The 22,089-nt window shown below is 67.3% G+C and carries 17 protein-coding genes; 8 read left to right on the top strand and 9 right to left on the bottom strand.

Going from position 1 to position 22,089, the window contains the following annotated elements:
• Positions 1-332 precede the first annotated feature (332 nt).
• The 3 genes from secB (at position 333) to VME63_RS12875 (ending at position 4,992) form a co-directional block, all read left to right on the top strand.
• Positions 333-821 (top strand): protein-export chaperone SecB, encoded by a 489-nt coding sequence (gene secB, locus VME63_RS12865; protein ID WP_325433753.1) that lies wholly within the window; start codon positions 333-335, stop codon positions 819-821.
• Between the two features lie 9 nt (positions 822-830).
• Positions 831-1,871, top strand: a complete 1,041-nt coding sequence (locus VME63_RS12870; protein WP_325433754.1) for an NAD(P)H-dependent glycerol-3-phosphate dehydrogenase — start codon at positions 831-833, stop codon at positions 1,869-1,871.
• A gap of 94 nt (positions 1,872-1,965) precedes the next feature.
• Complete coding sequence (locus VME63_RS12875) at positions 1,966-4,992, top strand: DEAD/DEAH box helicase (RefSeq protein WP_325433755.1); 3,027 nt, start codon at positions 1,966-1,968, stop codon at positions 4,990-4,992.
• A gap of 41 nt (positions 4,993-5,033) precedes the next feature.
• Here VME63_RS12875 and VME63_RS12880 read toward each other — a convergent pair whose 3' ends face one another.
• The 4 genes from VME63_RS12880 to VME63_RS12895 all read right to left on the bottom strand — a co-directional run bounded on the left by VME63_RS12880 (position 5,034) and on the right by VME63_RS12895 (position 9,371).
• Positions 5,034-5,810, bottom strand: a complete 777-nt coding sequence (locus tag VME63_RS12880) for an SEL1-like repeat protein (protein ID WP_325433756.1) — start codon at positions 5,808-5,810, stop codon at positions 5,034-5,036.
• Positions 5,811-5,877: 67 nt separating this feature from the next.
• Positions 5,878-6,561 carry an HAD family hydrolase gene (locus VME63_RS12885; protein WP_325433757.1) on the bottom strand — a complete coding sequence of 228 codons (684 nt, stop codon included), beginning with the start codon at positions 6,559-6,561 and terminating at the stop codon, positions 5,878-5,880.
• A gap of 132 nt (positions 6,562-6,693) precedes the next feature.
• Positions 6,694-7,704, bottom strand: coding sequence for a glucokinase (glk, locus tag VME63_RS12890; protein ID WP_325433758.1), 1,011 nt, complete (start codon positions 7,702-7,704; stop codon positions 6,694-6,696).
• Between the two features lie 140 nt (positions 7,705-7,844).
• The gene (locus VME63_RS12895; RefSeq protein WP_325433759.1) at positions 7,845-9,371 is read right to left on the bottom strand and encodes a S53 family peptidase; all 1,527 of its coding nucleotides are present in this window, start codon (positions 9,369-9,371) and stop codon (positions 7,845-7,847) included.
• Positions 9,372-9,561: 190 nt separating this feature from the next.
• On the opposite strand from VME63_RS12895, the gene hemB reads away from it, so the two are divergent.
• Positions 9,562-10,554: a porphobilinogen synthase gene (hemB, locus tag VME63_RS12900; RefSeq protein WP_325433760.1), complete on the top strand. Its 993-nt coding sequence runs from the start codon at positions 9,562-9,564 to the stop codon at positions 10,552-10,554.
• A gap of 77 nt (positions 10,555-10,631) precedes the next feature.
• Positions 10,632-11,759 (top strand): FAD-dependent oxidoreductase, encoded by a 1,128-nt coding sequence (locus VME63_RS12905; RefSeq protein ID WP_325433761.1) that lies wholly within the window; start codon positions 10,632-10,634, stop codon positions 11,757-11,759.
• Here the strand turns inward: VME63_RS12905 and VME63_RS12910 are convergent.
• Together VME63_RS12910 and VME63_RS12915 are read right to left on the bottom strand one after the other, a co-directional pair.
• Positions 11,756-12,136 (bottom strand): tautomerase family protein, encoded by a 381-nt coding sequence (locus tag VME63_RS12910; RefSeq protein ID WP_325433762.1) that lies wholly within the window; start codon positions 12,134-12,136, stop codon positions 11,756-11,758. The two genes, VME63_RS12905 and VME63_RS12910, sit on opposite strands and share 4 nt — an antisense overlap.
• A 17-nt stretch (positions 12,137-12,153) precedes the next feature.
• On the bottom strand, positions 12,154-12,720 hold the full coding sequence (locus VME63_RS12915; protein WP_325433763.1) for a DUF4865 family protein: 567 nt from the start codon (positions 12,718-12,720) through the stop codon (positions 12,154-12,156).
• Positions 12,721-12,825: 105 nt separating this feature from the next.
• Here VME63_RS12915 and VME63_RS12920 point away from each other — a divergent pair, with 105 nt between their 5' ends.
• Positions 12,826-13,695, top strand: coding sequence for a LysR substrate-binding domain-containing protein (locus VME63_RS12920; RefSeq protein ID WP_325433764.1), 870 nt, complete (start codon positions 12,826-12,828; stop codon positions 13,693-13,695).
• A gap of 125 nt (positions 13,696-13,820) precedes the next feature.
• Here VME63_RS12920 and VME63_RS12925 read toward each other — a convergent pair whose 3' ends face one another.
• Positions 13,821-14,609, bottom strand: coding sequence for a glutaminyl-peptide cyclotransferase (locus VME63_RS12925; protein ID WP_325433799.1), 789 nt, complete (start codon positions 14,607-14,609; stop codon positions 13,821-13,823).
• Positions 14,610-14,720: 111 nt separating this feature from the next.
• On the opposite strand from VME63_RS12925, the gene VME63_RS12930 reads away from it, so the two are divergent.
• The gene (locus VME63_RS12930; protein WP_325433765.1) at positions 14,721-16,559 is read left to right on the top strand and encodes a monovalent cation:proton antiporter-2 (CPA2) family protein; all 1,839 of its coding nucleotides are present in this window, start codon (positions 14,721-14,723) and stop codon (positions 16,557-16,559) included.
• Positions 16,560-16,720: 161 nt separating this feature from the next.
• Entirely contained in the window at positions 16,721-17,794 is a 1,074-nt protein-coding gene (locus VME63_RS12935; RefSeq protein WP_325433766.1) for a glycosyltransferase family 9 protein, read from the top strand.
• 193 nt (positions 17,795-17,987) lie between these two features.
• Here VME63_RS12935 and VME63_RS12940 read toward each other — a convergent pair whose 3' ends face one another.
• Together VME63_RS12940 and VME63_RS12945 are read right to left on the bottom strand one after the other, a co-directional pair.
• A complete protein-coding gene (locus tag VME63_RS12940) occupies positions 17,988-21,449 on the bottom strand; it encodes an ankyrin repeat domain-containing protein (RefSeq protein ID WP_325433767.1) in 3,462 nt (1,153 codons plus the stop codon).
• Between the two features lie 198 nt (positions 21,450-21,647).
• Entirely contained in the window at positions 21,648-21,938 is a 291-nt protein-coding gene (locus VME63_RS12945; RefSeq protein WP_325433768.1) for a YcgL domain-containing protein, read from the bottom strand.
• Positions 21,939-22,089: the final 151 nt, after the last annotated feature.

The raw sequence follows: 22,089 nt of genomic DNA on the forward strand, positions 1-22,089 counted from the left end.
TTGGCCAGGGCGACATCGGCCCAGCGACGCCATGCGCCACGCGATGCTGGAGGGTGTTGCGGTCGCCGTATGCCGTAAGGCCCACATCGCGTCGTGGGCATGCCCGACAGATCGGGTCGGCTTGGGGCGAGCCGTGCATTGTCTCAGAAAAACAAGCCGCTGCGCAATCTTTACGCCATGCCCGGTGCGGGCACGGGCGCCCCGGGCGGGTTTTGGGCGGGCGGCGACCCGCGTTGCCCCGGGGCAACACCGCATGACGGAAGCCCCGGATCTATGGAACAATCCTCTCCTTTGCGCATTGCGCGCCCGCCCATTCGAACCGAGGGATTCTCATGGCAGAAGTTACCGCCAACGGCCAGTCCAGCCAGCCGCAGCTGATGCTGCAGCGGATCTACGTGAAGGACGTGTCCTTCGAGGCCCCCAACGCGCCGCAGATCTTCCAGGAAGTGAGCGAGCTGAACGAGGCCCCCCAGGTCCAACTCAACCTTAGCCAGCGCGCCACCGGCCTTGGCAACGACCTGTACGAAGTGGTGCTGAGCCTCACCCTCACCTGCACCGTCAACGAGCGCACGGCCTACCTGGCCGAAGTGCACCAGGCGGGCCTGTTCGGCATCGCCGGCTTCTCCGAGGCCGACCATGCCAGCGTCATCGGCAGCTACTGTCCGAACCTGCTGTTCCCCTACGCGCGCCAGGTCATTTCCTCGCTCGTCCAGGAAGGCGGCTTCCCGCCCTTCCTGCTGCAACCGATCAATTTCGAAGCCCTCTACGCCGAGCAGCAGCGCCGGATGGCGGGCGGCGAGGCCCCCACGCTCAATAGCTGAGCGAACACCATGAGCGACCAGCCGATTCTGGGGCAGCCAGTTCTGGCCGTTCTGGGTGCGGGCTCCTGGGGCACGGCCCTGGCAACGCTGGCAGCGCGCAATGGCGTGGCCACGCGCCTGTGGGGCCGCGATGCGGCCGCGCTGGCGGCAATGGCGGCTACCCGGCGCAACCAGCGCTATCTGCCCGATCTCCCATTGCCCGAGGGGCTCGCGTTCGAGCCGGACCTGTCCAAGGCACTGCGCAATGCCACGATCGTGCTGATCGTGGTGCCCAGCCATGCGTTTGCCCGCATGCTGGACGAGATCGCGCCGCTGCTCGACCCGGCCGCCAGCATCGCGTGGGCAACCAAGGGCTTCGAACCGGGTACCGGCCGCTTCCTGCATGAACTGGTCGCCGAAAAGCTGCCGGGCCGCGCGGCTGCGGTCATCACCGGCCCCTCGTTCGCGCGCGAAGTGGCGGGCGGCATGCCCAGCGCCGTCACCGTGCACTCGGAAGACGAGGCCTTCGCCCAGCAGGTCGCCACGCTGCTGCACGCGCCCAATTTCCGCGCCTACACCGGCAAGGACGTGCTGGGCGCCGAGCTAGGCGGCGCGATGAAGAACGTGCTGGCGGTCGCCACCGGCGTCGCCGACGGCATGCAGCTGGGCCTGAACGCCCGCGCCGGCCTGATCACGCGCGGCATGAACGAAATGCTGCGCCTGGGCGTGGCCCTTGGCGCGCGGCCGGAAACCCTGATGGGCCTGTCGGGCCTGGGCGACCTGGTGCTTACCTGCACGGGCGACCTGTCGCGCAACCGGCGGCTGGGCCTGGCGCTGGGGCGGGGTATTGGCATCGGCGAGGCGGTGGCGCAGATCGGCCAGGTGGTGGAAAGCGTGGTCACCGCCGACGAAGTGGTGCGCCTGGCCGACAAGCACGGCCTGGACCTGCCCATCAGCAAGGGCGTGCGCGCCGTGCTGCACGGCGAAGTGACGCCGGTGGAAGGCTTGAAGGCGCTGCTGGCGCGCGAGCAGAAACCGGAATACCCCACGGGCCTGTTCGGGCCTTACTGAGTCGGTTCGCTGACGGGTGTCACTATCGGTTTGCGGTATCGACCCGGATCGCTGCTAAGCTCAAGGTTTTGATCGCTCCAGGGATCGCATGGGCATGCACCTACCGGACGAGAAACACCAGGGCGATCCATCCGCGGCCACGGATGAGCGCGCGGAGGAGAGTTTGCCCAGCGTGTGGCGCAAGCTGTTGGCGAGGCCCGCGACCGCGGCCGCGCACGAACACGTGGTGCTCGGCTTTTTCTTCGAGGTGGTGCCTGAGGAAGGCGTGCCCTATGCGCGCCTGGACGCGGCGCCGGTCCTGCTGACGCCGGCCGAACATGGCCGCTTCGTGCGGCCGGCACCGCTGGAAAGCAAGGCGGTGACGCACGCCGCGCTGCAGCCGCACGAGCAGCGGCTCGCCACCGCCGTGCTCGGCTTGCCGCAGACGCCGCGCAAGTCGCGCAGCTACGCCCGGCTGGCCGGGCACGTGGGCAATGCCTTGCTGGCGGAAATGCTCGACTGCTCGCCGTGCTTCCTGGGCGGCCTGGCCGGTCTGCGCCTGTCGCGCGGCAAGTCGCACCAGCTCAACTGGCACTGGCACCTGGAACACGATGGCAGCCAGCGTCTGCTGCCGGCGTTGCCGCACAGCCAGCGCCTGCTGCGCGTGGATGGGCTGTGGTACCTGGACGCCGAACGCGCGGAACTTGGCCACCTGGAAGCCGATACGGAAGAAACGCACTGGCTGGACCTGCCGCCGCTCAAGCACGAGTACAGCCGCGGTCTACGCCGCATCCTGCCGTCGAGCCGCCTGGCCCAGCGCATTCCGCTGCCGCAGGTCTTCGACGAACTGCGCCGCGCCGAACTGGCGCCCAAGCCGGTGCTTACCCTGCACGCGTTGACCCGTCACGCGCGGCTGGCCGCGGGCACTCCACCGCTGGCCTATGCGCGGCTGGCCTTCGACTACGCCGGCGAGCGCCTGCCCGGGCGCGGCGGCGAGCCCCTGGTGCGCCGTGTGCGCAACGGCCAGCTGGTGGAAATCACCCGCCGCCGCGCCGAAGAACTGTCCGCGATGGAGCAGCTTGAACGCGTCGGCCTCACCCTTGGCGTGGATACCGAAGGCCTGCCCTGGGACCTGGCCGACACCCTGCCCGAAGATGCCTGGCTGTTCCCCGGCAAGGGCCATTCGGGTGCACTGGAAGTGAACACGCCCGCGCGCTGGCTCGCGCTGCGGCCGAAACTGGAAGGCGAAGGCTTTTTGCTGGAATACGCACCGAGCTTTCCGTTCGAAGTGCTGGAAGGCCCGGTGCGCTGGTACGGCAACGCCGTCGAGGACACCGACGATCACGCCTTCGACCTGGAAATTGGCATCGAGATCGAAGGCAAGCGCCGCAACCTGCTGCCCGCCGTGGCGCAGGCGCTGGCCGAGCACCAGCTCAACTTGAGTCCCGCGCCGAACGAGCCGGAAGACGCCGTCTGGTATGCGCCGGTCGACGAACGCCGCCGCGTGCCCGTGCGCCTGAAGGAACTGCGCGGCTTGCTGGCGCCGCTGGCCGAATACCTGGAAAAACCCAAGAAAAAACTCCACCTGCCGCGCGTGCAGGCCGGCCGCCTGGAAGAAATCGTCGAAGCGTTGCCCAGCGGCGGCGAGCTGCAGGCGCCCGAGCAGCTGCGCGGCTTCACCGCGCGCCTGCGCGATGCCGCCGAGCGCGCCAGCGACGCGATACCCGAAGGCCTGGCGGTGGAATTGCGCCCCTACCAGCGCGAGGGCCTGCGCTGGTTGAATGCGCTGGCCGAAGCGGGCGTCGGCGGTGTACTCGCCGATGACATGGGCCTGGGCAAGACGCTGCAGCTGATCACGCACCTGCTGGCGCTGAAGGAACGCGGTGCGCTGGCGCAGCCGGCGCTGATCGTGGTGCCGACCAGCCTTATTCCCAATTGGCTGGCCGAAATTGCGCGCTTCGCGCCCACGTTGCGTGCGCTGGCGCTGCACGGCCCGCAACGCAGCGGCGATTTTTCGCAGATCGGCGCGCAGGACATCGTGCTGACCAGCTATGCGCTGTTGCCGCGCGACGTGGTCACGCTGCGCAAGCAGCCGTTCTCGCTGATCGTGTTCGATGAGGCGCAGCAGGTGAAAAATCCGCGCACGCAGGCGCGTCGCGCCGCGCTCACGCTGCGTGCGCCGCGCTGCATCTGCCTCACCGGCACGCCGCTGGAAAACCATCTGGGCGAGCTGTGGTCGCAGGTCGATCTGGCCGTGCCGGGGTTGCTGGGCGACGAAGGCGCGTTCCGCCGCCACTATCGCGTGCCGATCGAAAAGCAGCACGACGAGGAATGCCAGGCCCGCCTCAACCGCCGTCTTGCGCCGTTCATCCTGCGCCGCACGAAATCGCAGGTGGCATCGGAGTTGCCGTCCAAGACCGAGATCACCCGCCGCGTGGTGCTCGATGGGCGCCAGCGCGAATTGTACGAAAGCCTGCGCCTGTCGCTGGCGGACGAATTGCGCGAAGTGATCGCCCAGCGTGGCATCGCGCACAGCGGCATTGTGGTGCTGGACGCCTTGCTCAAGCTGCGCCAGGTTTGCTGCGATCCGCGCCTGGTGAAGCTGGAGGCTGCTCGCGGCGTGCGCGACTCGGCCAAATTCGAGTTGTTGATGGACATGTTGCCGGCGCTGCTGGCCGAAGGCCGCAAGGTGCTGCTGTTCTCGCAGTTCACCGAAATGCTCAAGCTGATCGCCAACGAGCTGGAACGCCACCGCATCCGCTACGTCATGCTGACCGGCGAAACGCGCGATCGCGCCGAGCCCGTGCAACGTTTCCAGGAAGGTGACGTGCCGCTGTTCCTGCTCTCGCTGAAAGCCGGCGGCGTAGGCCTGAACCTCACCGCCGCCGACACCGTCATCCACTACGATCCATGGTGGAATCCCGCCGCCGAGGCGCAGGCCAGCGACCGCGCGCATCGCATCGGCCAGGACAAGCCGGTGTTCGTATTCCGCCTGATCACCGCGGGCACCGTCGAAGAGCGCATCGAAGAGCTGAAAGCACGCAAGGCGGAGCTTGCCGAGGCCGTGCTCGAAGGCGGCGGCACGCGCGAGAAGCTCAGTTTCGACCAGGCGGATCTGGATGCCTTGCTCGCGCCGAGCTGAGGTGCCGTGTGCCCACGCTCATCGGGTAAACAGGCCCCAGGCTATTGCACAGGCGTCGCCGCCGACGAAGCACTGGCCGGTTGCTGCGCATGCAGCCATTGGGGCTTGCCCACCACCACGGTCCCGCTGAAGTTTGCGAAATCGGCGGTGGCCTGGTCGTGCAGCTTATTGGCTATCACGAAGGCGCTTTGCGGAAACGGGGCGTAACCGCTCAGGTAGACGATGTTGTTCCCGCGCGCGGCATCGTCGATATCGCCGATGGTCTGGTTGAAACGCCGGATGGCGCGCTTTTCCGCGACCTTGTCCGCGTATTTCAGGCGCATTCGCCGCCATAGCGCGGTGGCCTGCTGGGCTTCCTCCGGCGTGAGCCTGGCGAGCGCCGCGTCATAGGTGAGCTTGTACTGCGGGTTGTTGCGTTCGGCGGCCAACGCCAGCCATGCAACGCCCAGCGGCCGGTTCTGCGGCACCTCGGCGAAGTCGCCGTTGAAGTACGTCAGGCCCAGGGCGTACTGGGCGTCCTTGTTGGCCCAGTACGCGGCTTCCTCAAGCATGTCCACCGTCTTGCGGTCTTTTTCGTTGCCGAACGCCACGCGCGCTTCGCACGCGTAGTAATCGCCCGGCAGGAACTGCTCATACGCCTGCAGGCACACAACGTCCTTGTCCGAGGCGGGCGGCGGATTATCTTGCGTGGCTTGCGCGGGCGGCGGCGAGAGGTCGGGCTTGGCGCCATTGACCGTGACACCTTGTGCGCGGGCGGCCGTGGCACAACCCAGACCCGCGGCCAGCGCGCAGGCGGCAAACCAAGTTGCTTTGAACATACCCCTACCTGTAGCAAGTCCCCAAAGCAGCATAACGGACGGCGTCCGTTTTTGATGACGGCGCCGGTCAGTCGCGCGCCGCGACTTCGTCGATGTGCTTGAGCAGGTCGGCCGGATCATCGTACACGCGGAATGCGCCCGCGCGCTGCAGTTCGTCCTGGCCGTAGCCGCCCGACAACAGACCGATGCCCAGCGCCCGCGCGCGCTGGGCGGCGAGCATGTCCCAGATGCTGTCGCCGACCACCAGCGCTTGATGGATGTCCACGTTCAGGCGTTCGGCCGCGGCAAGGAACAGATCCGGATCGGGCTTGGCATGACGCACCATGTCGCGCGTCACCACCGGCACCTTGTCCGGATCGACCCCAAGGGCGGCGAGATTATGTGCGGCCGTTTGCATGCGCCCGCTGGTGGCGATCGCCCATGGAATGTTTTCGGCGGTGAGAAAATCCAGCAACTTGCGCGCGCCCGGCAAGGGCCTGACCGAGCCCTGCGTGTGATGGCGGTTGAACGCCTCGGCGTGCCATTGCTGCAACCGCTGGATGCGTTCGGGCGTGATATCCAGACCCGTTTCGCGCAGCAGGATATTGGTGAACAGGCCGCCGCTCATGCCGATCTTGCGATGGATGCTCCACACCGGCAGCACCACGCCTTCGCGATCGAGCGATTCCTTCCACGCCAGCACGTGCTGGTAGACGCTGTCGATCAGCGTGCCGTCGAGGTCGAACAGAAAGGCCGTATGGGAGCGGGGCATGGGCGGAAATCTCGATCGATGTGCAGGATGCTGCCGTGAGTATCGGCGATCAGCCATGGCGCGGATGTGTCCCTGGACATCGAACCGGCAGCAGGCGCACGGTGGCCGATCGCCGGCGCCTCCTGTGCCACCTCAGCGCGCCAGCGTTCGGCCCGATTCCAGCACAGCCAGCGCGGCCGCGCCTAGCAGGCCCGGTTCCGGATGGGTGATGGCGATGGTCGGCACGTGTTCCATGGTGTCGCGGAAGCGGCCCTTGGCTTCGAAGCGTTCGCGGAAGCCGCCGCTCTGCAGCCACGGCATCAGGATCTTCAGCACGCCGCCGGTGAGGTAGACACCGTCCCAGCCGCCCAGGCTCAGCACCAGGTCGCCGGCCACGCTGCCAAAGATGCCGGCCAGCGTTTCCACCGTGCGCACGCACAGCGCATCGCTGCCGTCGGTGGCGCGCGCGGTAATGTCTTCGGGCGTGTATTCCTGCGCCTGCTGGCCGTTGATGTCGGCCAGGGCAAGGTACAGATTCACCAGGCCGTTGCCGCAGATCATGCGTTCGTTGGAGACACGGCCAAAGCGCGCGTTGAGCCGGTGCAGGATCTCTACATCTTCGGCCGTATGCGCGGCGAAACCGGCGTGGCCGCCTTCGGTTTCCAGCACAATCCAATGGCCAAAGCGCAGCAGCAGGCCGGCCACGCCCAGGCCCGTGCCCGGCCCCATCACCACGAAGCTCTGCGACGATTTTCCATCGTGCTCGGGCGCCAGCACGCGACCGACCGGCTGCAACTGGTCTTTTTGCAGCAGCGGAATGGACATGCCCTGCGCGGCGAAATCGTTCACCAGCCGCACGCGTTCGAAGCCGATTTCGGCCTCCAGCCCATGCGCGGAGACCGCCCACGGGTTGTTGGTGATCTGCACCGTCTCGCCATTGGCGATGCGGCCTGCCGCGGCGATGATCGCGTGCGAGGCCGTGTGCCCGGTGTCGGCAAAATACTGGCCGATGGTGTCGGCCAGCGTGTCGAAATCCTTCACGCGATAGCGCCTGACGCTATCGAGCAGCAACGGCGCGGCGGCACGGGTATCGGCGAGCGCGAAACGGACGTTCGTGCCGCCCAGGTCGGCAAGCAGGGTGGGGGTGGTGGCGGAGCGATCCATGGGGTATCCAGACGACTAGCCCGACAAGACTGCCCTGTGTCGTTGCATTCGTCTAGTTCGGCTGTAGGTGCGGGCCGACAAAACAGGTCGGTGTTATTGCATGCCGGCCCGTTTCGTCGCGAATGGAAGGCCAAAAGCCGCTATGAACCTTTCAGCGCCGCCAGTGCGCTGAGCAGCGCCTGGCCGTTGGGGCTGCCCAGCCCCGTGCACGCATCCCAGCCCGGCCCGGCCTGATAGCTGCCGTTGTTGCCCTGCGTAATGTCGCGGAAGGCCGACTCGCCGATCTGGTACAGCGCCGCATGCACATCGCCCAGCGGCGCACCCAGTTGCTGGTTCAAGCGCGCGATCAGCGCCGCCCACAGCGGCGCCACCGCACTGGTGCCGCCGATCACCTGCGACTGCCCGTCGGCCAGCACCTGGTAGCCGGTGGCCGGATCGGCATTGCCGGACACGTCGGGCACGCCGCGCCCGCCGCTGCCACTGGGCGATGCGGGCACGTTGGCGTTCTGCTGCCAGCTGGGCAGGTCAAATTCGATGCTTACGCCGCCACCGGTCGCGCCCTCGTTGCTGGCGGTCTCGTTCCACACCACCTCGCTCTGGATGGCGCTGCCGCTGGCATCGAGCGTGGTGCCGCCGCAGGCCAGCGAGTAGGGGCTGGAGGCGGGAAAATCCACGTGCGGCTGGCCATCGCTTTCGCCGTCGCTGGAGCCGTTGTCGCCTGCCGCGACCGTTACCGTGACGCCCAGTGCGGCGGCATCCTGCAGCGCCGTTTCCATGGCGTCGCGCGAAGCGCTGCTCCAGCTGTCCTCGGGGCCGCCCCAGCTGATGGAAATCACCGAGGGTTTGTTGGTGGTGTCGTGCGCGGCCTGCGAAATCGCGTCGTAGAAGCCCTGGTCGGTATTGGTGGCGAAATACACCGCGATGGTCGCGCCCGGCGCCAGCGCGCCGGCCATTTCGATGTCCAGCATTACTTCGATGTCGGCGTCGCCGCTGCCCGGCTGGTTCTGGCCGCCATCGACCGATACCGCGACCACCTTCGGCGCCGTGATGCCCAGGCCGCTGAAATACGTGCCCAGGTCGCTGCTGCTGTAGCCGCCGCCCAGCTCGATGATGCCGATGGTCTGGCCGCTGCCGTCGGTGTTTGCGGGGAAGTTGTACAACTGGCCGATCTGGGGCGGCGTGAAGCTGGTGCTGGGTGTGGTCATCGGCTTGCGAAAATGCGGACGCGCCACCGGCCGCCGGTCAAGGCCCAGCACCGCGATCGCCTCCGGCGGCAGGGTGGGCGCGTGGCCGCAGCCGATGAACTGGCCGCGCCCTGCCAACTGATAGCGGCCAAGCTTGACCCCGAAGGCCTGTTCCAGCGCCGCCGGCGTGCCGCGCAGGCGCAACACGCGGCGGTGGGGGTCATGGCCGGTTTCGGTCAATCCATGCTTGTGCGCAAAGCCGCGCACGTTGCCCACGTCGGCCGGATCGGCACCGAAATGCTCGCCGAACTCGCCGCGTTCCCAGCGCGGCCGTTGCGGCCATGCGGCGGGCGTCGGTTCGGCGCCCTGGCGGCGGCGTAATACAACGGTCACTTCGATCGGTTCGGTGCCTTCGTGCGGCCCGAGGTAGGTCATGCCTTCGGGCGAAGTCCAGTGTGAGGTACGCGTGGCGCGCTGGTTCATGACGCAACTCCTTGGGGAAGGGGACGTGCACCGCACGAAGATCGCACATTCCATGTGTGAGTCTTGCGTAGGCGCGGACACGCGTTAATTTTCAGCTCAGCGCGTCTCAGCAGCTGAGCGGCGCGCGGACCGGACGCGTGAGGGCGGTCACGGCGCTAAACTAGGCGGATATCCGCACGAGATGCCCGGCATGAACTTTCCCGCCATCCGCATGCGCCGCATGCGCCGCGACGCTTTTTCCCGCGCGCTGATGCGCGAACACACCCTGTTGCCGAGCGATCTGGTCATGGTGGCGTTCGTGATCGAGGGCGAAGGCAAGCGCGAGCCGGTGCCGTCGATGCCCGGCGTGGATCGCGTATCGATCGATGGCCTGCTGCAACTGGCCGGCGAGTGCGTGCGCCTGGGAATTCCCGCGCTGGCGCTGTTCCCGTCGCCGGGCGCCGCCGTGAAAAGCGAGGATGCCGCCGAAGCGTGGAACCGGCAGGGCCTGATGCAGCGCGCCACGCGCGCGTTGAAAGCGAAATACCCCGAGCTCGGGCTGATCGGCGACGTCGCGCTCGACCCGTACACCACCCACGGCCAGGATGGCTTGATCGACGAGCACGGCTACGTGATGAACGATCCGACCGTGCAGGCGCTGATCAAGATGTCGCTGGCGCAGGCGGAGGCGGGCATGGATTTCATCGCGCCCTCGGACATGATGGACGGCCGTATCGGCGCCATCCGCCAGGCGCTGGAGCAGGCCGGCCACATTCACACGCGCATTCTTGCGTATTCGGCCAAATACGCCTCCGCCTTCTACGGCCCGTTCCGCGACGCGGTGGGCTCGGCGGCGAACCTGGGCAAGGGCAGCAAGCACACCTACCAGATGGATGTGGGCAACAGCGATGAAGCGCTGCGCGAAGTGGAGCTGGACATCGCCGAAGGCGCCGACGCGGTGATGGTGAAACCGGGCTTGCCTTACCTGGATGTGCTGCGCCGCGTGAAGGATGCCTTCGGCGCACCCACCTTCGTCTATCAGGTCAGCGGCGAATACGCCATGCTCAAGGCGGCGGTGCAGAACGGCTGGCTGGACGAGCGCGCGGCGGTGCTGGAATCCCTGACTGCGTTCAAGCGCGCGGGCGCCGACGCCATCCTCACCTATTTCGCCATCGACGCCGCGCGCTGGCTGCGCGGCGAATGACACCCTGACGTCCGACACATCCGGCGCGCGCATGCGCTGGACTATCGTGCGAGCCAGTCAGCCAGGACGCGCTTGCCATGACAGCCACTGCCCGTGCACCGGTCCTGATCGTTGGCGCAGGCCCTACCGGACTTGCCGCGGCACTTTTTCTTGCGCATCGCGGCGTGGCGGTGCGCATCATCGACACGCAGCGCGAGCCCAGTACCACGTCCAAGGCGCTGATGGTCAATCCGCGCACGCTGGAAATTCTGCACGACAGCGGCGTGGCCGCGCGCATCATGACCGAAGGCATGCGCGTGGCAGGCATCCGCATGCATCGTGGGGACAGGCTCGTCGCCACCATCGATGCACTGGAACTGCTGCCCGGCCAGCCGCTGATCGCGCTGTCGCAAGCGCGCACCGAAGCGTTGCTGACCGAGGCGTTGCAGCAACGCGGCGTGATGGTGGAGCGCGAGACGTCGCTGCAAGCGTTGCAGCAGGATACCGATCGCGTCGTGATGACCTTGCACCACGCCGACGGACGCGAGGAAACCGCCACCGCCGCGCTCGTCCTGGGCGCCGACGGCGCGCGCAGCACGGTACGCCAGCAACTGGGGCTTGCGTTCGAAGGTACCACGCTGCCGGAAAACTGGCAGTTATGGGATGTCGCGTTGCGTACCGCGCTCGATCCACACTGCGCGCACATGGTCTTGCTGGCGCGAGGTTTCATCTTCATGCTGGCGTTGGAAAGCGGCGTCTGGCGCGTGGTCAGCAACGCCGACGATCCGCTGGCGCAGCTGCCCGGCGGCGGCGAGGTGGGCCGTGTGGCGTGGCAATCGACGTTCCGCATCGGCCACCGATTGGCCAGTCGCGCGTGTGTCGGGCGCGTGGCCCTGGGTGGCGATGCCGCGCACATCCACTCGCCGCTGGGCGCGCGGGGCATGAATCTGGGCATCGAGGACGCGTGGGTGTTCGCCCAGTGCGCGGCCGATGCGCTGGACGGCAGCTTGCAGCGCATGCGCGAGTACGCGTTGTTGCGCGAGCCGGTGCATCATCAGGTAGTGAAAAAGATCGCAGCGATAACACGTCTGTTTCGCGGCCAGCCGGCCGCGCTGGCGAGTATCCGCAATATCGTGGCGCCACAGCTGGTGCAGTTGCCGGCAGTGCAGCGGCTGATGGCGACGACCATTTCGGGCATGGATCATCCGCTGCGCGTGCATCCCTAAACGTATTGCGCGATGCCGTTGCCGAATGACCAGTTTTCCTTTGCCGTTTCCAGCAGGTTGATCAGCACGTCTTCTTTGCGCACGCCGGGATCGGCCGCCAGTTTCTCGGCAACCGCACGATAAAAAGCCTGTTTCTGTTCGACCGTGCGCGTGTTGTTGCAGGCGATCTGTATCATGATCAGATCGTCGCTGCGCGCAATGCCGAGATAGCCGGCGTCATAGTCGAACTCCTCCGCGTCGTGCTGGCTGACCACGATGAAGCGGTCGTTCTCCGGCACGCCGAAGGATTCGCGCATGGCCTGGTAGATGCCGTTGCGCAGCGCGGCGAGGTAGGCCGGGGATTTGCCCCGGCGCAGGGCGATACGGACCAGAGGCATGGTGCGGCTCCTGTGCTTTAGTGATGATTCGAAGGCTGCGATACATGGCCGACCCGGTAGACGTCCACGTCCTCGCCGGCGGGCCATTCGACGGCCTCGCGCCACAGGCGAAAACGCAACACGCTCCAGTGCATCGGGTCGTAGGCGCTGATGGCGGCGAGCGCGCCGCGGTCGAGATCGGCGCGAAGGCGCGCGTGTTCCGCTTCGCGCAGCTCGCCAAGCGGCATGCGTGCGGCCATCGGTGCGCGTTCGCGGGTGGCATGCGTGGCGCCGGACACATCCGCAGCCATGTGCGCTTGCCACACCGGCCACATTTGCACGTCTGGACGTCCAAACGATGCGACCACGCCGGCAAATCCCGTGCCGCCGAGAAAGGCGTTCATGCCATCCGTGCCGTGCCAGAGATAGAACGGTGCATAGAGATTTTGCCCGCCATCGGCCACGTCTCGTTCGGCGAACAGGTAAGCCTTGAAGGCGAGCTGCGCGAGGCGATCGGTCAAATGGCCGCGCTCGGCGATGCGCCGGCGGATGAGCCCCATGTCGTAGTCGGCCGGCAGGGTGATGCGGTATTGCATCGTGATCATGGCGGTTTCGCTTCCGATGACTTGACGGGGCTACCTTAGCGGCTCAGCATGGTTCTGAAAATTGGTAATTTTTGGACTAATAATCCCGAAAATCAGGATGGTTCCATGCAACGGATCACCTTCGATCTGGACGTCATGCGCAGCTTCGTGATGGGTGTGGAGCTTGGCAGCTTCGCCAAGGCGGCCGGCCGGCTGGCGCGTTCGACCTCGGCCGTCAGCGCACAGCTGAAGAAACTGGAGGAGCAGGCCGGCACCGCGCTGTTGCGCAAGGTCGGGCGCGGCATGGCGCTGACCGAGGCCGGCGAAACCATGCTTGGCTATGCGCGGCGCCTGCTCGAACTGAACGACGAAGCAGTCAGCGCCATGCGTGGCGCGCAACTGGAAGGACGCGTGCGGCTGGGCCTGCAGGAGGATTTTGGCGAGAGCGTGTTGCCCCAGGTGCTGGGACGCTTCAAGCGCGCGCATCCGAAGTTGCGGGTGGAGGTGCACATCGCGCGCAACGCCGCCCTGCTCGATGGCATCAACGGCGGCCGGCTCGACCTTGCCCTTGCCTGGGAAACCGGCCTGCACGCGGCGCACGTGCAGCATGTGCAGACCTTGCCCATGTGCTGGATCGCCAGCCGCGACGGACAGCCGCTGCGCGAAGCGGGCGAGCCGTTGCCGCTGGTCGTGCTGGAGGCACCGTGCCTGCTGCGTTCGGCCGCCATCGATGCGCTGGACCGCGCCGGCATGCCCTGGCGCATCGCGTTCACCAGCGCGAGCCTGGCGGGCACGTGGGCGGCGGTGAAGGCCGGGCTCGGCATCAGCGTGCGCACGCCGTTCGGTTTGCCGGCGGATGTGTGCGTGTGGGATGCGCGGGAGGCAAAGCTGCCGGCGTTGCCCAAATTAGGGCTTGCGCTTTATCGCGGCGAGGCTGAAGCGGAACCGGCGGTGCGGCAGCTGGCGCAGTTGGTGTTGCAAAGCTTGCGCGGATGAAGGCTGCGTTATCTGAGTGACGCACCGTGCGTCGCCGATGCGGAGGCGTCGAGCGGGGCCGCCGTCGTTCCGGCCTGCGCCGGAACGACCATGCGGGGCGATGCGCCTCGGCAAGAGGCCGGCGCTTACTTCCCGTCCGCCTGCGGCGGCGTCAGCTCGATCTGGTAAATCGACGGCCAGCGCTTGCCGGTGACGAACAGCCGATCATGCTTGGCATCGTAGGCGATGCCGTTGAGCACGTCGTTGCTGGGATCGGGCAGGGTCGATGGGTCGGGGCCCAGGCCGGTGAGATTGATCACGCCGATCACCTTGCCGGTCGCCGGATCAATCTGCACGATCGCATGCGTAAGCCAGACGTTGGCGTAGATCTTGCCCTTCACCCATTCCAGTTCGTTGAGATTGGCCACCGGCTTGCCGTCGGCGGTGACATCGATCTTGCCGGTTTGCTTGAGCGTCGCCGGATCGAGCACACGCAGCGTCGGCGTGCCGTCGCTCATGTAGATGCGCTTGCTGTCCGCCGTCAGCGCCCAGCCTTCGCCGGGATAGTCGAAGCTGCCGATCCGCTTGAATGTGCGCAGGTCGTAGATGAAGCCGTGATGCGACTGCCAGGTCAGTTCGATCAGCCGGTTTTTCCAGGCGACGATGCCTTCGCCATAGTCCGGCGGCGGCAGGTCGGCCTGTTGCAGCACTTTGCCGGTGTTGATGTCGACCTTGCGTATGCTCGAATGGCCGATTTCGCCGGTAGCTTCGTAAAAGCTGCCATCGAGGTAGAAGAAGCCTTCGGTGTAGGCGCCCGTGTCGTGCGGGTAAGTGTGCACGACCTTGTAGCCGTAGACGGGGATGCTGTCCTGTGCGCTGGCGATGCCGGCGCAGCAGAGCAGGAGCAGGGAGAGGAACACGGTGATGGGTTTCATGGCGCCGGATGATCCCATGCCGGGCACCGCTTCGTCAGCCGCACTTTTTTGCGTTTGGGCCGGCAGGCGCGTGAAAATCGCCGCGTAGGACCCCTTGGACAGGTAGCGCGCGTGGATAGCCATCGTTTTCTGCAAACCGCCGTGGTTTTCCTGCTGGCGACGGTCATTGCCGTACCGCTCACCAAGCGCTTCCGGCTTGGCGCGGTGCTGGGCTACCTGCTGGCCGGCATCGTCATCGGGCCGGGCGGACTTGGGCTGGTGGCCAATCCGGCAGGCGTTTCGGCTATTTCCGAATTCGGCGTGGTGCTGATGCTGTTCGTGGTCGGCCTGGAGCTTTCGCCGCAGCGCCTGTGGGTGATGCGCCGGGCGGTGTTCGCCGCGGGTATCTTGCAGGTGTTTGCCAGCAGCGCGGTGATCGGCGTGGTGGCATTCGCCTGGTTCGGCCTGGTGCCGGGCGCGGCAGCGATCGTCGGCGGCAGCCTGGCCCTGTCATCCACCGCGTTCGGCCTGCAGATCCTGGGCGAGCGCAAGGAAGTAGGCAGCGCGTACGGGCGCCAGTCGTTCGCCATCCTCCTGTTCCAGGATCTGGCGGCGATCCCCCTGATTGCCGCCGTGCCGCTGCTGGTGACCATGCCCGGCCACCACAGCATCGATCCGCTGGCGCTGCTGCGCACGGCGGCGGTGATCGTGGCGGTGGTGGTGGGTGGGCGTTACCTGTTGCGTCCGGTCTTTCGCATCGTGGCGCGCACCGATTCGGTGGAGGTATCGACCGCCACCGCCCTGTTGGTGGTGATGGGTACGGCCTTGCTGATGGAGGAAACCGGCGTGTCGGTCACGCTGGGTGCCTTCCTGGCCGGCGTGCTGCTGGCCGATTCGGAATATCGCCACGAGCTGGAATCGCATATCGAGCCGTTCAAGGGCCTGCTGCTGGGCATGTTCTTCATCAGCGTGGGCATGTCGATGCAGGTGCAGCTGCTGCTGCAGGCACCGCTGCTGGTGATCGGGCTTACGCTCGGGCTGATGCTGGTCAAGGGTGCCCTGCTGTGGCCGCTGGGTTTGACCGTGGGCGGGCTGCAGCGCGGCGATTCCCTGCGGCTGGCCGTGTTGCTGGCGAGCGGCGGGGAGTTTGCGTTCGTCGTGCTGCGCCAGGCCGCCGAGCGCAAATTGCTCGACGAACGGCAAAGCGGCCTGCTGGTGCTGACGATCACGCTGTCGATGGCCTTGACGCCGCTGCTGGTGGTGCTTATCGGCAAGCTGCTGGGCAAGCGGCGCATGGCCGAACCGAGCCGTCCCTTCGATACCATCGTGGCCGATCATCCGCGCGTGATCATCGCCGGCTACGGACGCATGGGGCAGATCGTGGCGCGCGTGCTGCGCGCGCGCAAGATTCCGTTCGTGGCGCTGGATCCCTCGGTCGAGCAAGTGGATCTGGTGCAACGCTTCAGCCGCACCAACGATATCTTTTACGGCGATCCCGCGCGTCCGGAATTGCTGCGCGCGGCGCAGACCGATAAAGCGCAGGTGTTCGTGCTGGCCGCGGACGACGCGGAGGCGAGTTTGCGTATCGCGCGCGTGGTGCGCCGTCACTATCCGGACCTTAAAATCATCGCGCGTGCACGCAATCGCCAGCATGTGTGGCGCTTGATGGACCTGGGCATCGATGAGCCGGTACGCGAAACGCTTTTTTCCAGCCTCAAGATGACGCGCAAAGCGCTGCAGGCATTGGGCTTGAGCGCCGAAGAGGCGATTGCGGAAGTGGAAAAATTCCGCCGCAAGGATGCCGAGCTGATGAAAATCCAGTACCTGGTCTACGACGACGAGGCCAAGCTGGTGCAGACCACCCGCGAAGCGCTGGCGGACCTGGACAAGCTGTTCGAAGCCGATGCGGAGATCGAAACGCCAGCGGACAACCGTCCCGATGCGGACACGCCGCTGGTCGGCGAGCGGTAGGCGATGGCACAAAAACATCGCCGGATACGCTAGTGTCTTCGCCGGGGGTCAGAAGCACGATGAATCGCAAAAGGTAAGCTTCACGCAAGAAAGCTGCGCGCATGGAACGCGTGCGCCCATGGACGTAAACCAAACTCCAGTACATCGCGTTTCGCCTGAGCATGCCTACGTCCTTATCTCCACTGGTCATCCGTTTCGGTCGTCTGGGCGACACGCTGCTGCTGCAGCCGTTGCTGCGCCGGTTGCACGCGCGTTACGGCCGGCCATGCCGGCTGCTGGCCGTGGGCCAATACTCCGTCGAGCTGTATCGCGAACAGCCGGACGTGTCGGAAGTGATCGCGTTGAGAGCGCACCATCGGCCGTTTCCGCTCAGCCCGGAGCAATGGCGCGCCGTGCATGCGTTGCGCGGCATGCGGCAGGTGCCGGTTTACGTATGCGAGCCACAGCCGCGCTCGCTCGCGCGGATCCGGCTGCTGTTGAAGCTGGCCGGCGTGGCCGATGACCACTGCGTGTTTCTCAACGACATGCCGGCGCCGCCCGGCAGTCATTGGATCGAACACCTGCTGCAACTGGCCGACGCCACGCCGGTGGCGTTTCGCGCCGCGTTCGGCGCGGTGGCGTGCACGACGTCGGCGACGCCCCAATTGCTGGTCAGCGCGCAGGAGCGCGCGGAGTGCGATCAGTGGCTGATGCGGCGCCAACTTTCCGGACACCCGCTGGTGCTGTTCCAGCCGGCCAACAAGCGCACCATCCGCTGGAATGGCGTACGCGCGGCGAGCGACGACGACAAGCAATGGCCGGTGGCGCATTGGGCGCGCGTGGCCGCCGCGGTGCATGCGCAACTGCCGGATGCGAAGATCCTGCTGTGCGGCGCACCCAACGAAACGGCCTATCTGGAGAGCATTCGCAGCGGCATGGCACAGCCCGGCGTCGAAGTCGTGGCCACGGAATTGCCATTGCCGCGATTGAAGGCGCTGCTGGCCGTCGCGCACAGCATGATTTCGGTGGATACCGGGCCCGCGCATATCGCGGCGGCGATGGGGTGTCCGCTGGTGGTGATGTTTGGATCGGTGTCGCCGGCCTATTGGATGCCGCGCAGCGGCGTGCCGGGGATGGTGCATGTGTTGGGCGGCCCGCCGTTCAATCGGGTGGATGCGATTGCGCCCGATGAGGTGATCGATGCGTGGCGGGGCGCGCCGGTGCGGGTGGCGCCGGCAACCTCCGCGCCGGCGTGAACGCGTCGCGAGCGTCGATTTTCCTCACGGCGGGAGAGCGGGGGTGAAGGATCGCACGCGCCATGTCTCAATGATCTTCGCTCCGGCGTAGGCCGCGCGGTGCGGAAACGGCCTACGCCGGGGCGAAGCGCTGGATAAAAGCGTGCACGGCGTTGCGGTGCGCGTGCATCGGGCGCACGCGCTTTGCGAGGCCTTACTGATCCGACGGTTGCGCGGGCTGGCGCAGCGTTTGCCGTACGCTGGGAATCACGCTGCCGCGCGCTGCCAGTTCGTGCGCAATGTCGATGAAGCCGATGTGCCGCGCCACATCGGCCGCAGTGCGGCCGAAGTTGTCAACGGCATTGCGATCGGCGCCACGGGCCAGCAGTACGCGTGCCGGCGGCAGCAGCGCGTGCATGGCGCAGGCATGCAAGGCGGTGACGCCGCGCTGGTCGGCGTGGTCGAGGCGCGCGCCGGCATCGAGCAGCACCGGCAGCAGGGCGCCGATGTGGGTGGGATCGCACTCGCTGCCGGGACGCAGGTGCGCGCCGAGCAGCAGCAGCAGCGGGGTCTTGCCTTCGCTGTCGGCCAGGTTTGGATCGGCTTGGCGTTTGAGCAGCGCATCGAACAGGCGGCGTGCGCGCAGGCTGTCGTTTTGTTCGAAGCCGAACTGCGATCCGGCGTGCAGCGCGCTGTGTCCGCGCGCGTCGACGGCGTTGGCGTCGGCGCCTGCGTCCAGCAGTTGCTCGGCGATTTCCGGATAGCCTTGCACGGCGGCGATCATCAGGGCGGTGGCATCGCCGGGCAGGCGCTGGTTGACGTCGGCGCCGCGCTCCAGCAGCAGCGCGACCAATGCTTCGCGCCGCGCCGCGACGGCGGCGGCCAGCGGCGTCATGCCGTTGCTGGCGCAGGCGGACAACTGCGCGCCCGCATCGATCAACGTGGCGGCGACGTCGCGATGGCCGGCGCCGCAGGCATGCAGCAGCGGCGTGGCGCCTTGCGCATCGCGCGTATCGACGGCAAAGCCCAGTTCCAGCAGGCGGCGCACGGCGGTGTCGTGGCCGTGCCTGGCGGTTTGAATGAGGTCGTCGGCGCGCAGCGCGCGGCGTGGGCGCTGCCAGCCGTTCCAGTCCAGCCAGCGTTCCAGCGCCGGGTGTTCCAGCGCCAGGCCGAGCGGCGTTTCGCCGTTCACGTCCACAGCCTCGGCATCCGCGCCATGCGCAACCAGGGCGCGTACCAGCGGCAGCGCATCGGCGCCGTGTTCCAATGCGGCGAACAGGGGCGTGCGGCCGCTGCTGTCGCGGGTATTTGGATCGCAGCCGCGCGCCAGCAGCGCCTGCAGCAGGTCGAGCTGGCCGTGGGTGGCGGCCAGGTGCACGGGGGTACGGTTGCGTTCGTCGGTGCCGAACGGGTCGGCGCCGCGCTCGAGCAAGGCCAGCGGCACGGCGACGCTTTGCGCGGCATGCGGCGCATGCGTCAGTGCCAGCGCCAGCAGGTTCGCGCCGGCAGGAGTGGCGCCGGCGTCGAGCAGATCTTCGATCGCTTCGGTGCTTGCGGGCAGCAGCGGCAGCAAGGCGTCGAACAGGCGCCGGCCCAGCGGCGGCAGCGTGGGCAGGTCCACATCCAGGTCATCGACCAGCGGCGGCTGCAGGCGCGCTTCGGCCTGCAGGCCATGATCGAGCAACCAGCGCCGCGCGGCGCCCAGGCCCGGTTCGGTCAGGTCCAGGTACAGCTGCGCCAGTTGCGCCTGCGGCCACTCGCGTACGCGCGCGCTGAAGCTGGAGACGATCGCCCAGTGGCCGAAGCGCAGCGCATCGAGCAGGTGGGCGGGCGTGTCGGCGCCTTCGCAGATGCTGTCCAGGTCCAGGCTGGCCGGTAGGGGCGTATCCGGATCGAGCAGTGCGACCAGGTCCCAGCGTCCGCTGGCGGCGGCGTGGTCGAGCGCGCTGCGGCCGTCGTTGCCGGGCGTCTTCGGCTCGGCGCCAAGCGCAAGCAGCGCGCGGATCGTTTCCACGCGCGCATGCGGGGACTGGCAGGCCAGGGTGAGCGCATCGCGGCCGTGCTGGTCGCGCGCGCCCGCATGGGCATGCGCCTGGGCGAGCTGCTGTACGACAGCGTTGGCGCCGGCGCGCGAGGCTTCCATCAAGGCGTTGCTGCCGTGCCGGTCCAGCAGGTTCACGTCCGCGCCCGCGCCGATCAGGGTGCGCGCGATCTGTTCGTGGCCCTCGGCGGCGGCGGTCATCAGGGCACTGCGTCCCTTGGCATCGACGGTATTGACCGGCGCGCGGTGCTTGAGCAACAGCTTGACGCCTTTGATGTCGTCGTCGTTGATGCCGGCGGCAGCGACCAGCGCCGGCTCGCCGCCGGCCAGCGATGCCTTGGCGCCGCGCTCGAGCAGGAACTGCACCACCGGCCAGTTGGCGGCGCGGCAGGCGATCGACAGCGGACTGGCGCCGGCCTGGTTGAGCGCGTCGATCGCCGCGCCCGCGTCCAGCAGCATCGCCGCCACCGTGGGTTCGCCGCTGAGCACGGCACCATGCAGCGGCGTGTTGCCTTCGGCGTCGGCGGCCAGCGGGTTGGCGCCGTTGGCCAGCAGGGTCATCACCGCATCGGCGCGGCCATGCCAGCTGTCGCGGGTGGCCGCGAGCAGCGGGGTGAGGCCACCGCTGGCGTGGTTGACGTCGGCGCCCTTGATGATCAGCGCGCGCAGCAGGTGCGGATCGGGCAGCAGCGCGGCCAGCATCAGCACCGGGCGCTGGTCGCGTTCGCCCGCTTGCGGGGCGGTGTTGGGATCGGCACCGGCTTCGACCAGCGCGAGCGCCCGCGCGATGTCGCCCTGGCGCGTGGCGGCAAGCAGCGCCTGGGCCTGTTCGGGCGTACCGGCGATGCGCTCCTGCTCGCTCAATGACAACGTGGCGGCGGGCGCCTTCGTGCCGGTGGCGGGGGTCGCGGCTTGCTTGCGCTGGCGTGGACCGCGCCCTTCGTACAGCATCACGCGCAAGGTGCGGTTGGCGATCAGCAGGCAGCACAACGGCAGAACGATCACCGCGTACAGCACCACCGCCGCGGTGCGCATCTCCGAGGGCAGCACCCCGTACAGGCCGCTCAGCGAGATCGCCGCGAACGACAGGGTCAGCAGCGACAGCGCGGCCGGCAGAAAATGGCTGAAGAAATGCTCCTCGCGCGCCAGGTGCCGGCCGAAGGCGATGCTGCGCGCCATGGCGGTAAACAGCGAGGAGCCTTCGTGGCCGCCTTGCGCGGGATAGGCGTCATCCCACACGAACACCAGCGCCAGCGCCGGCCACAGCCGCCACAACACCATCAGCGCCACCACCAGCGCGGCGGCCAGCAACAGGCTGGCGCCCAGCGTCGGATGCTGGGTGAGGCGCAACATCGGCCAGGCGATCAACAGGAATACCAGCGCCACATAGCAGGTGAACATGGCCAGGTGCGCGCCGCCGCGGCGCAGCACGGTGGCGGAGAAATCAGGCTCCGGATCGAAGCCGATCGCGTGGCACACCGCAGCCATCGTCAAGGTATTGGCCAGCAGCAGCGGGATCAGCGTGAGCGGATGCGCGCCGATCGCGGCGGCGATGCCTGCCACGATCAATCCTGGGACGAACCAGATGAGGGAAGTGAGAGCGGAAGATGGACGGCGCGATTTGATAGGTGGCATGAGGGCGAGTATAGGAACCAGAGGCGCGTGAGACGGTAATCACTTGTTAACGGGCATGCTTGGGATGCCTGATCGAGGCTTCCTGGGTGTCGCCAGCGCTGTCTGTCCGCAGTCCATAGGGCCATCGGCGCCGGCAGACCGGCTGTCTGTCGAGACGGTGGACCGAAGGCATGTGGACAAACAGCGCTGGCCCCGCACCTATTCTTCCTGCCGCCTGGGCGTGGCTTCCTGTTCCATGATGTTGGCCGCGGCAAGCGTTTCCTGCGGCGGCAGCTGCAAGTGCCAGCCCTGGGATTGCAGGTGCTCCATCACCACCTGCGCGTCTTCGTTGGGTAGCCGCCGCTGCGCGTGCAATTCCACCTCCAGCACAAAGCGCAGATCGCCCAGCATCAGCGCCAGCGGCGCGGGCACCACCTGGAAGTTGTCGCGCTGCTGCAGCCACAGATAGGTATCGGCCTTGCGCTGGCTGGCATAGACGAAACAGTGCATGGCGGAGCCCGGGGAAAACGTGAGGGCCCGAAGGTTAGCAGTACCGGTCGCCAGCGTCGCGCGCATGTGGCGGGGTCGTCTGGCGCCGGGTCAGCTTTGTGCGGCTGCGGTGATTGCTGCAATTGCACTTGCATGCCTGCAACCGAGCCGG

The sequence above is a fragment of the Dyella sp. genome, from assembly GCF_035503745.1.
Lineage (GTDB): Bacteria > Pseudomonadota > Gammaproteobacteria > Xanthomonadales > Rhodanobacteraceae > Dyella_B.

What these genes read in the sequence shown, in the direction of transcription:
- secB (WP_325433753.1), top strand. Translation starts at nt 333, where the DNA reads ATGGCAGAAGTTACCGCCAACGGCCAGTCCAGCCAGCCGCAGCTGATG.
- VME63_RS12880 (WP_325433756.1), bottom strand. Translation starts at nt 5,810, where the DNA reads ATGTTCAAAGCAACTTGGTTTGCCGCCTGCGCGCTGGCCGCGGGTCTG.
- glk (WP_325433758.1), bottom strand. Translation starts at nt 7,704, where the DNA reads ATGGATCGCTCCGCCACCACCCCCACCCTGCTTGCCGACCTGGGCGGC.
- VME63_RS12910 (WP_325433762.1), bottom strand. Translation starts at nt 12,136, where the DNA reads ATGCCTCTGGTCCGTATCGCCCTGCGCCGGGGCAAATCCCCGGCCTAC.
- VME63_RS12875 (WP_325433755.1), top strand. Translation starts at nt 1,966, where the DNA reads ATGCACCTACCGGACGAGAAACACCAGGGCGATCCATCCGCGGCCACG.
- hemB (WP_325433760.1), top strand. Translation starts at nt 9,562, where the DNA reads ATGAACTTTCCCGCCATCCGCATGCGCCGCATGCGCCGCGACGCTTTT.
- VME63_RS12945 (WP_325433768.1), bottom strand. Translation starts at nt 21,938, where the DNA reads ATGCACTGTTTCGTCTATGCCAGCCAGCGCAAGGCCGATACCTATCTG.
- VME63_RS12940 (WP_325433767.1), bottom strand. Translation starts at nt 21,449, where the DNA reads ATGCCACCTATCAAATCGCGCCGTCCATCTTCCGCTCTCACTTCCCTC.
- VME63_RS12915 (WP_325433763.1), bottom strand. Translation starts at nt 12,720, where the DNA reads ATGATCACGATGCAATACCGCATCACCCTGCCGGCCGACTACGACATG.
- VME63_RS12925 (WP_325433799.1), bottom strand. Translation starts at nt 14,609, where the DNA reads ATGAAACCCATCACCGTGTTCCTCTCCCTGCTCCTGCTCTGCTGCGCC.
- VME63_RS12905 (WP_325433761.1), top strand. Translation starts at nt 10,632, where the DNA reads ATGACAGCCACTGCCCGTGCACCGGTCCTGATCGTTGGCGCAGGCCCT.
- VME63_RS12920 (WP_325433764.1), top strand. Translation starts at nt 12,826, where the DNA reads ATGCAACGGATCACCTTCGATCTGGACGTCATGCGCAGCTTCGTGATG.
- VME63_RS12895 (WP_325433759.1), bottom strand. Translation starts at nt 9,371, where the DNA reads ATGAACCAGCGCGCCACGCGTACCTCACACTGGACTTCGCCCGAAGGC.
- VME63_RS12885 (WP_325433757.1), bottom strand. Translation starts at nt 6,561, where the DNA reads ATGCCCCGCTCCCATACGGCCTTTCTGTTCGACCTCGACGGCACGCTG.
- VME63_RS12870 (WP_325433754.1), top strand. Translation starts at nt 831, where the DNA reads ATGAGCGACCAGCCGATTCTGGGGCAGCCAGTTCTGGCCGTTCTGGGT.
- VME63_RS12935 (WP_325433766.1), top strand. Translation starts at nt 16,721, where the DNA reads ATGCCTACGTCCTTATCTCCACTGGTCATCCGTTTCGGTCGTCTGGGC.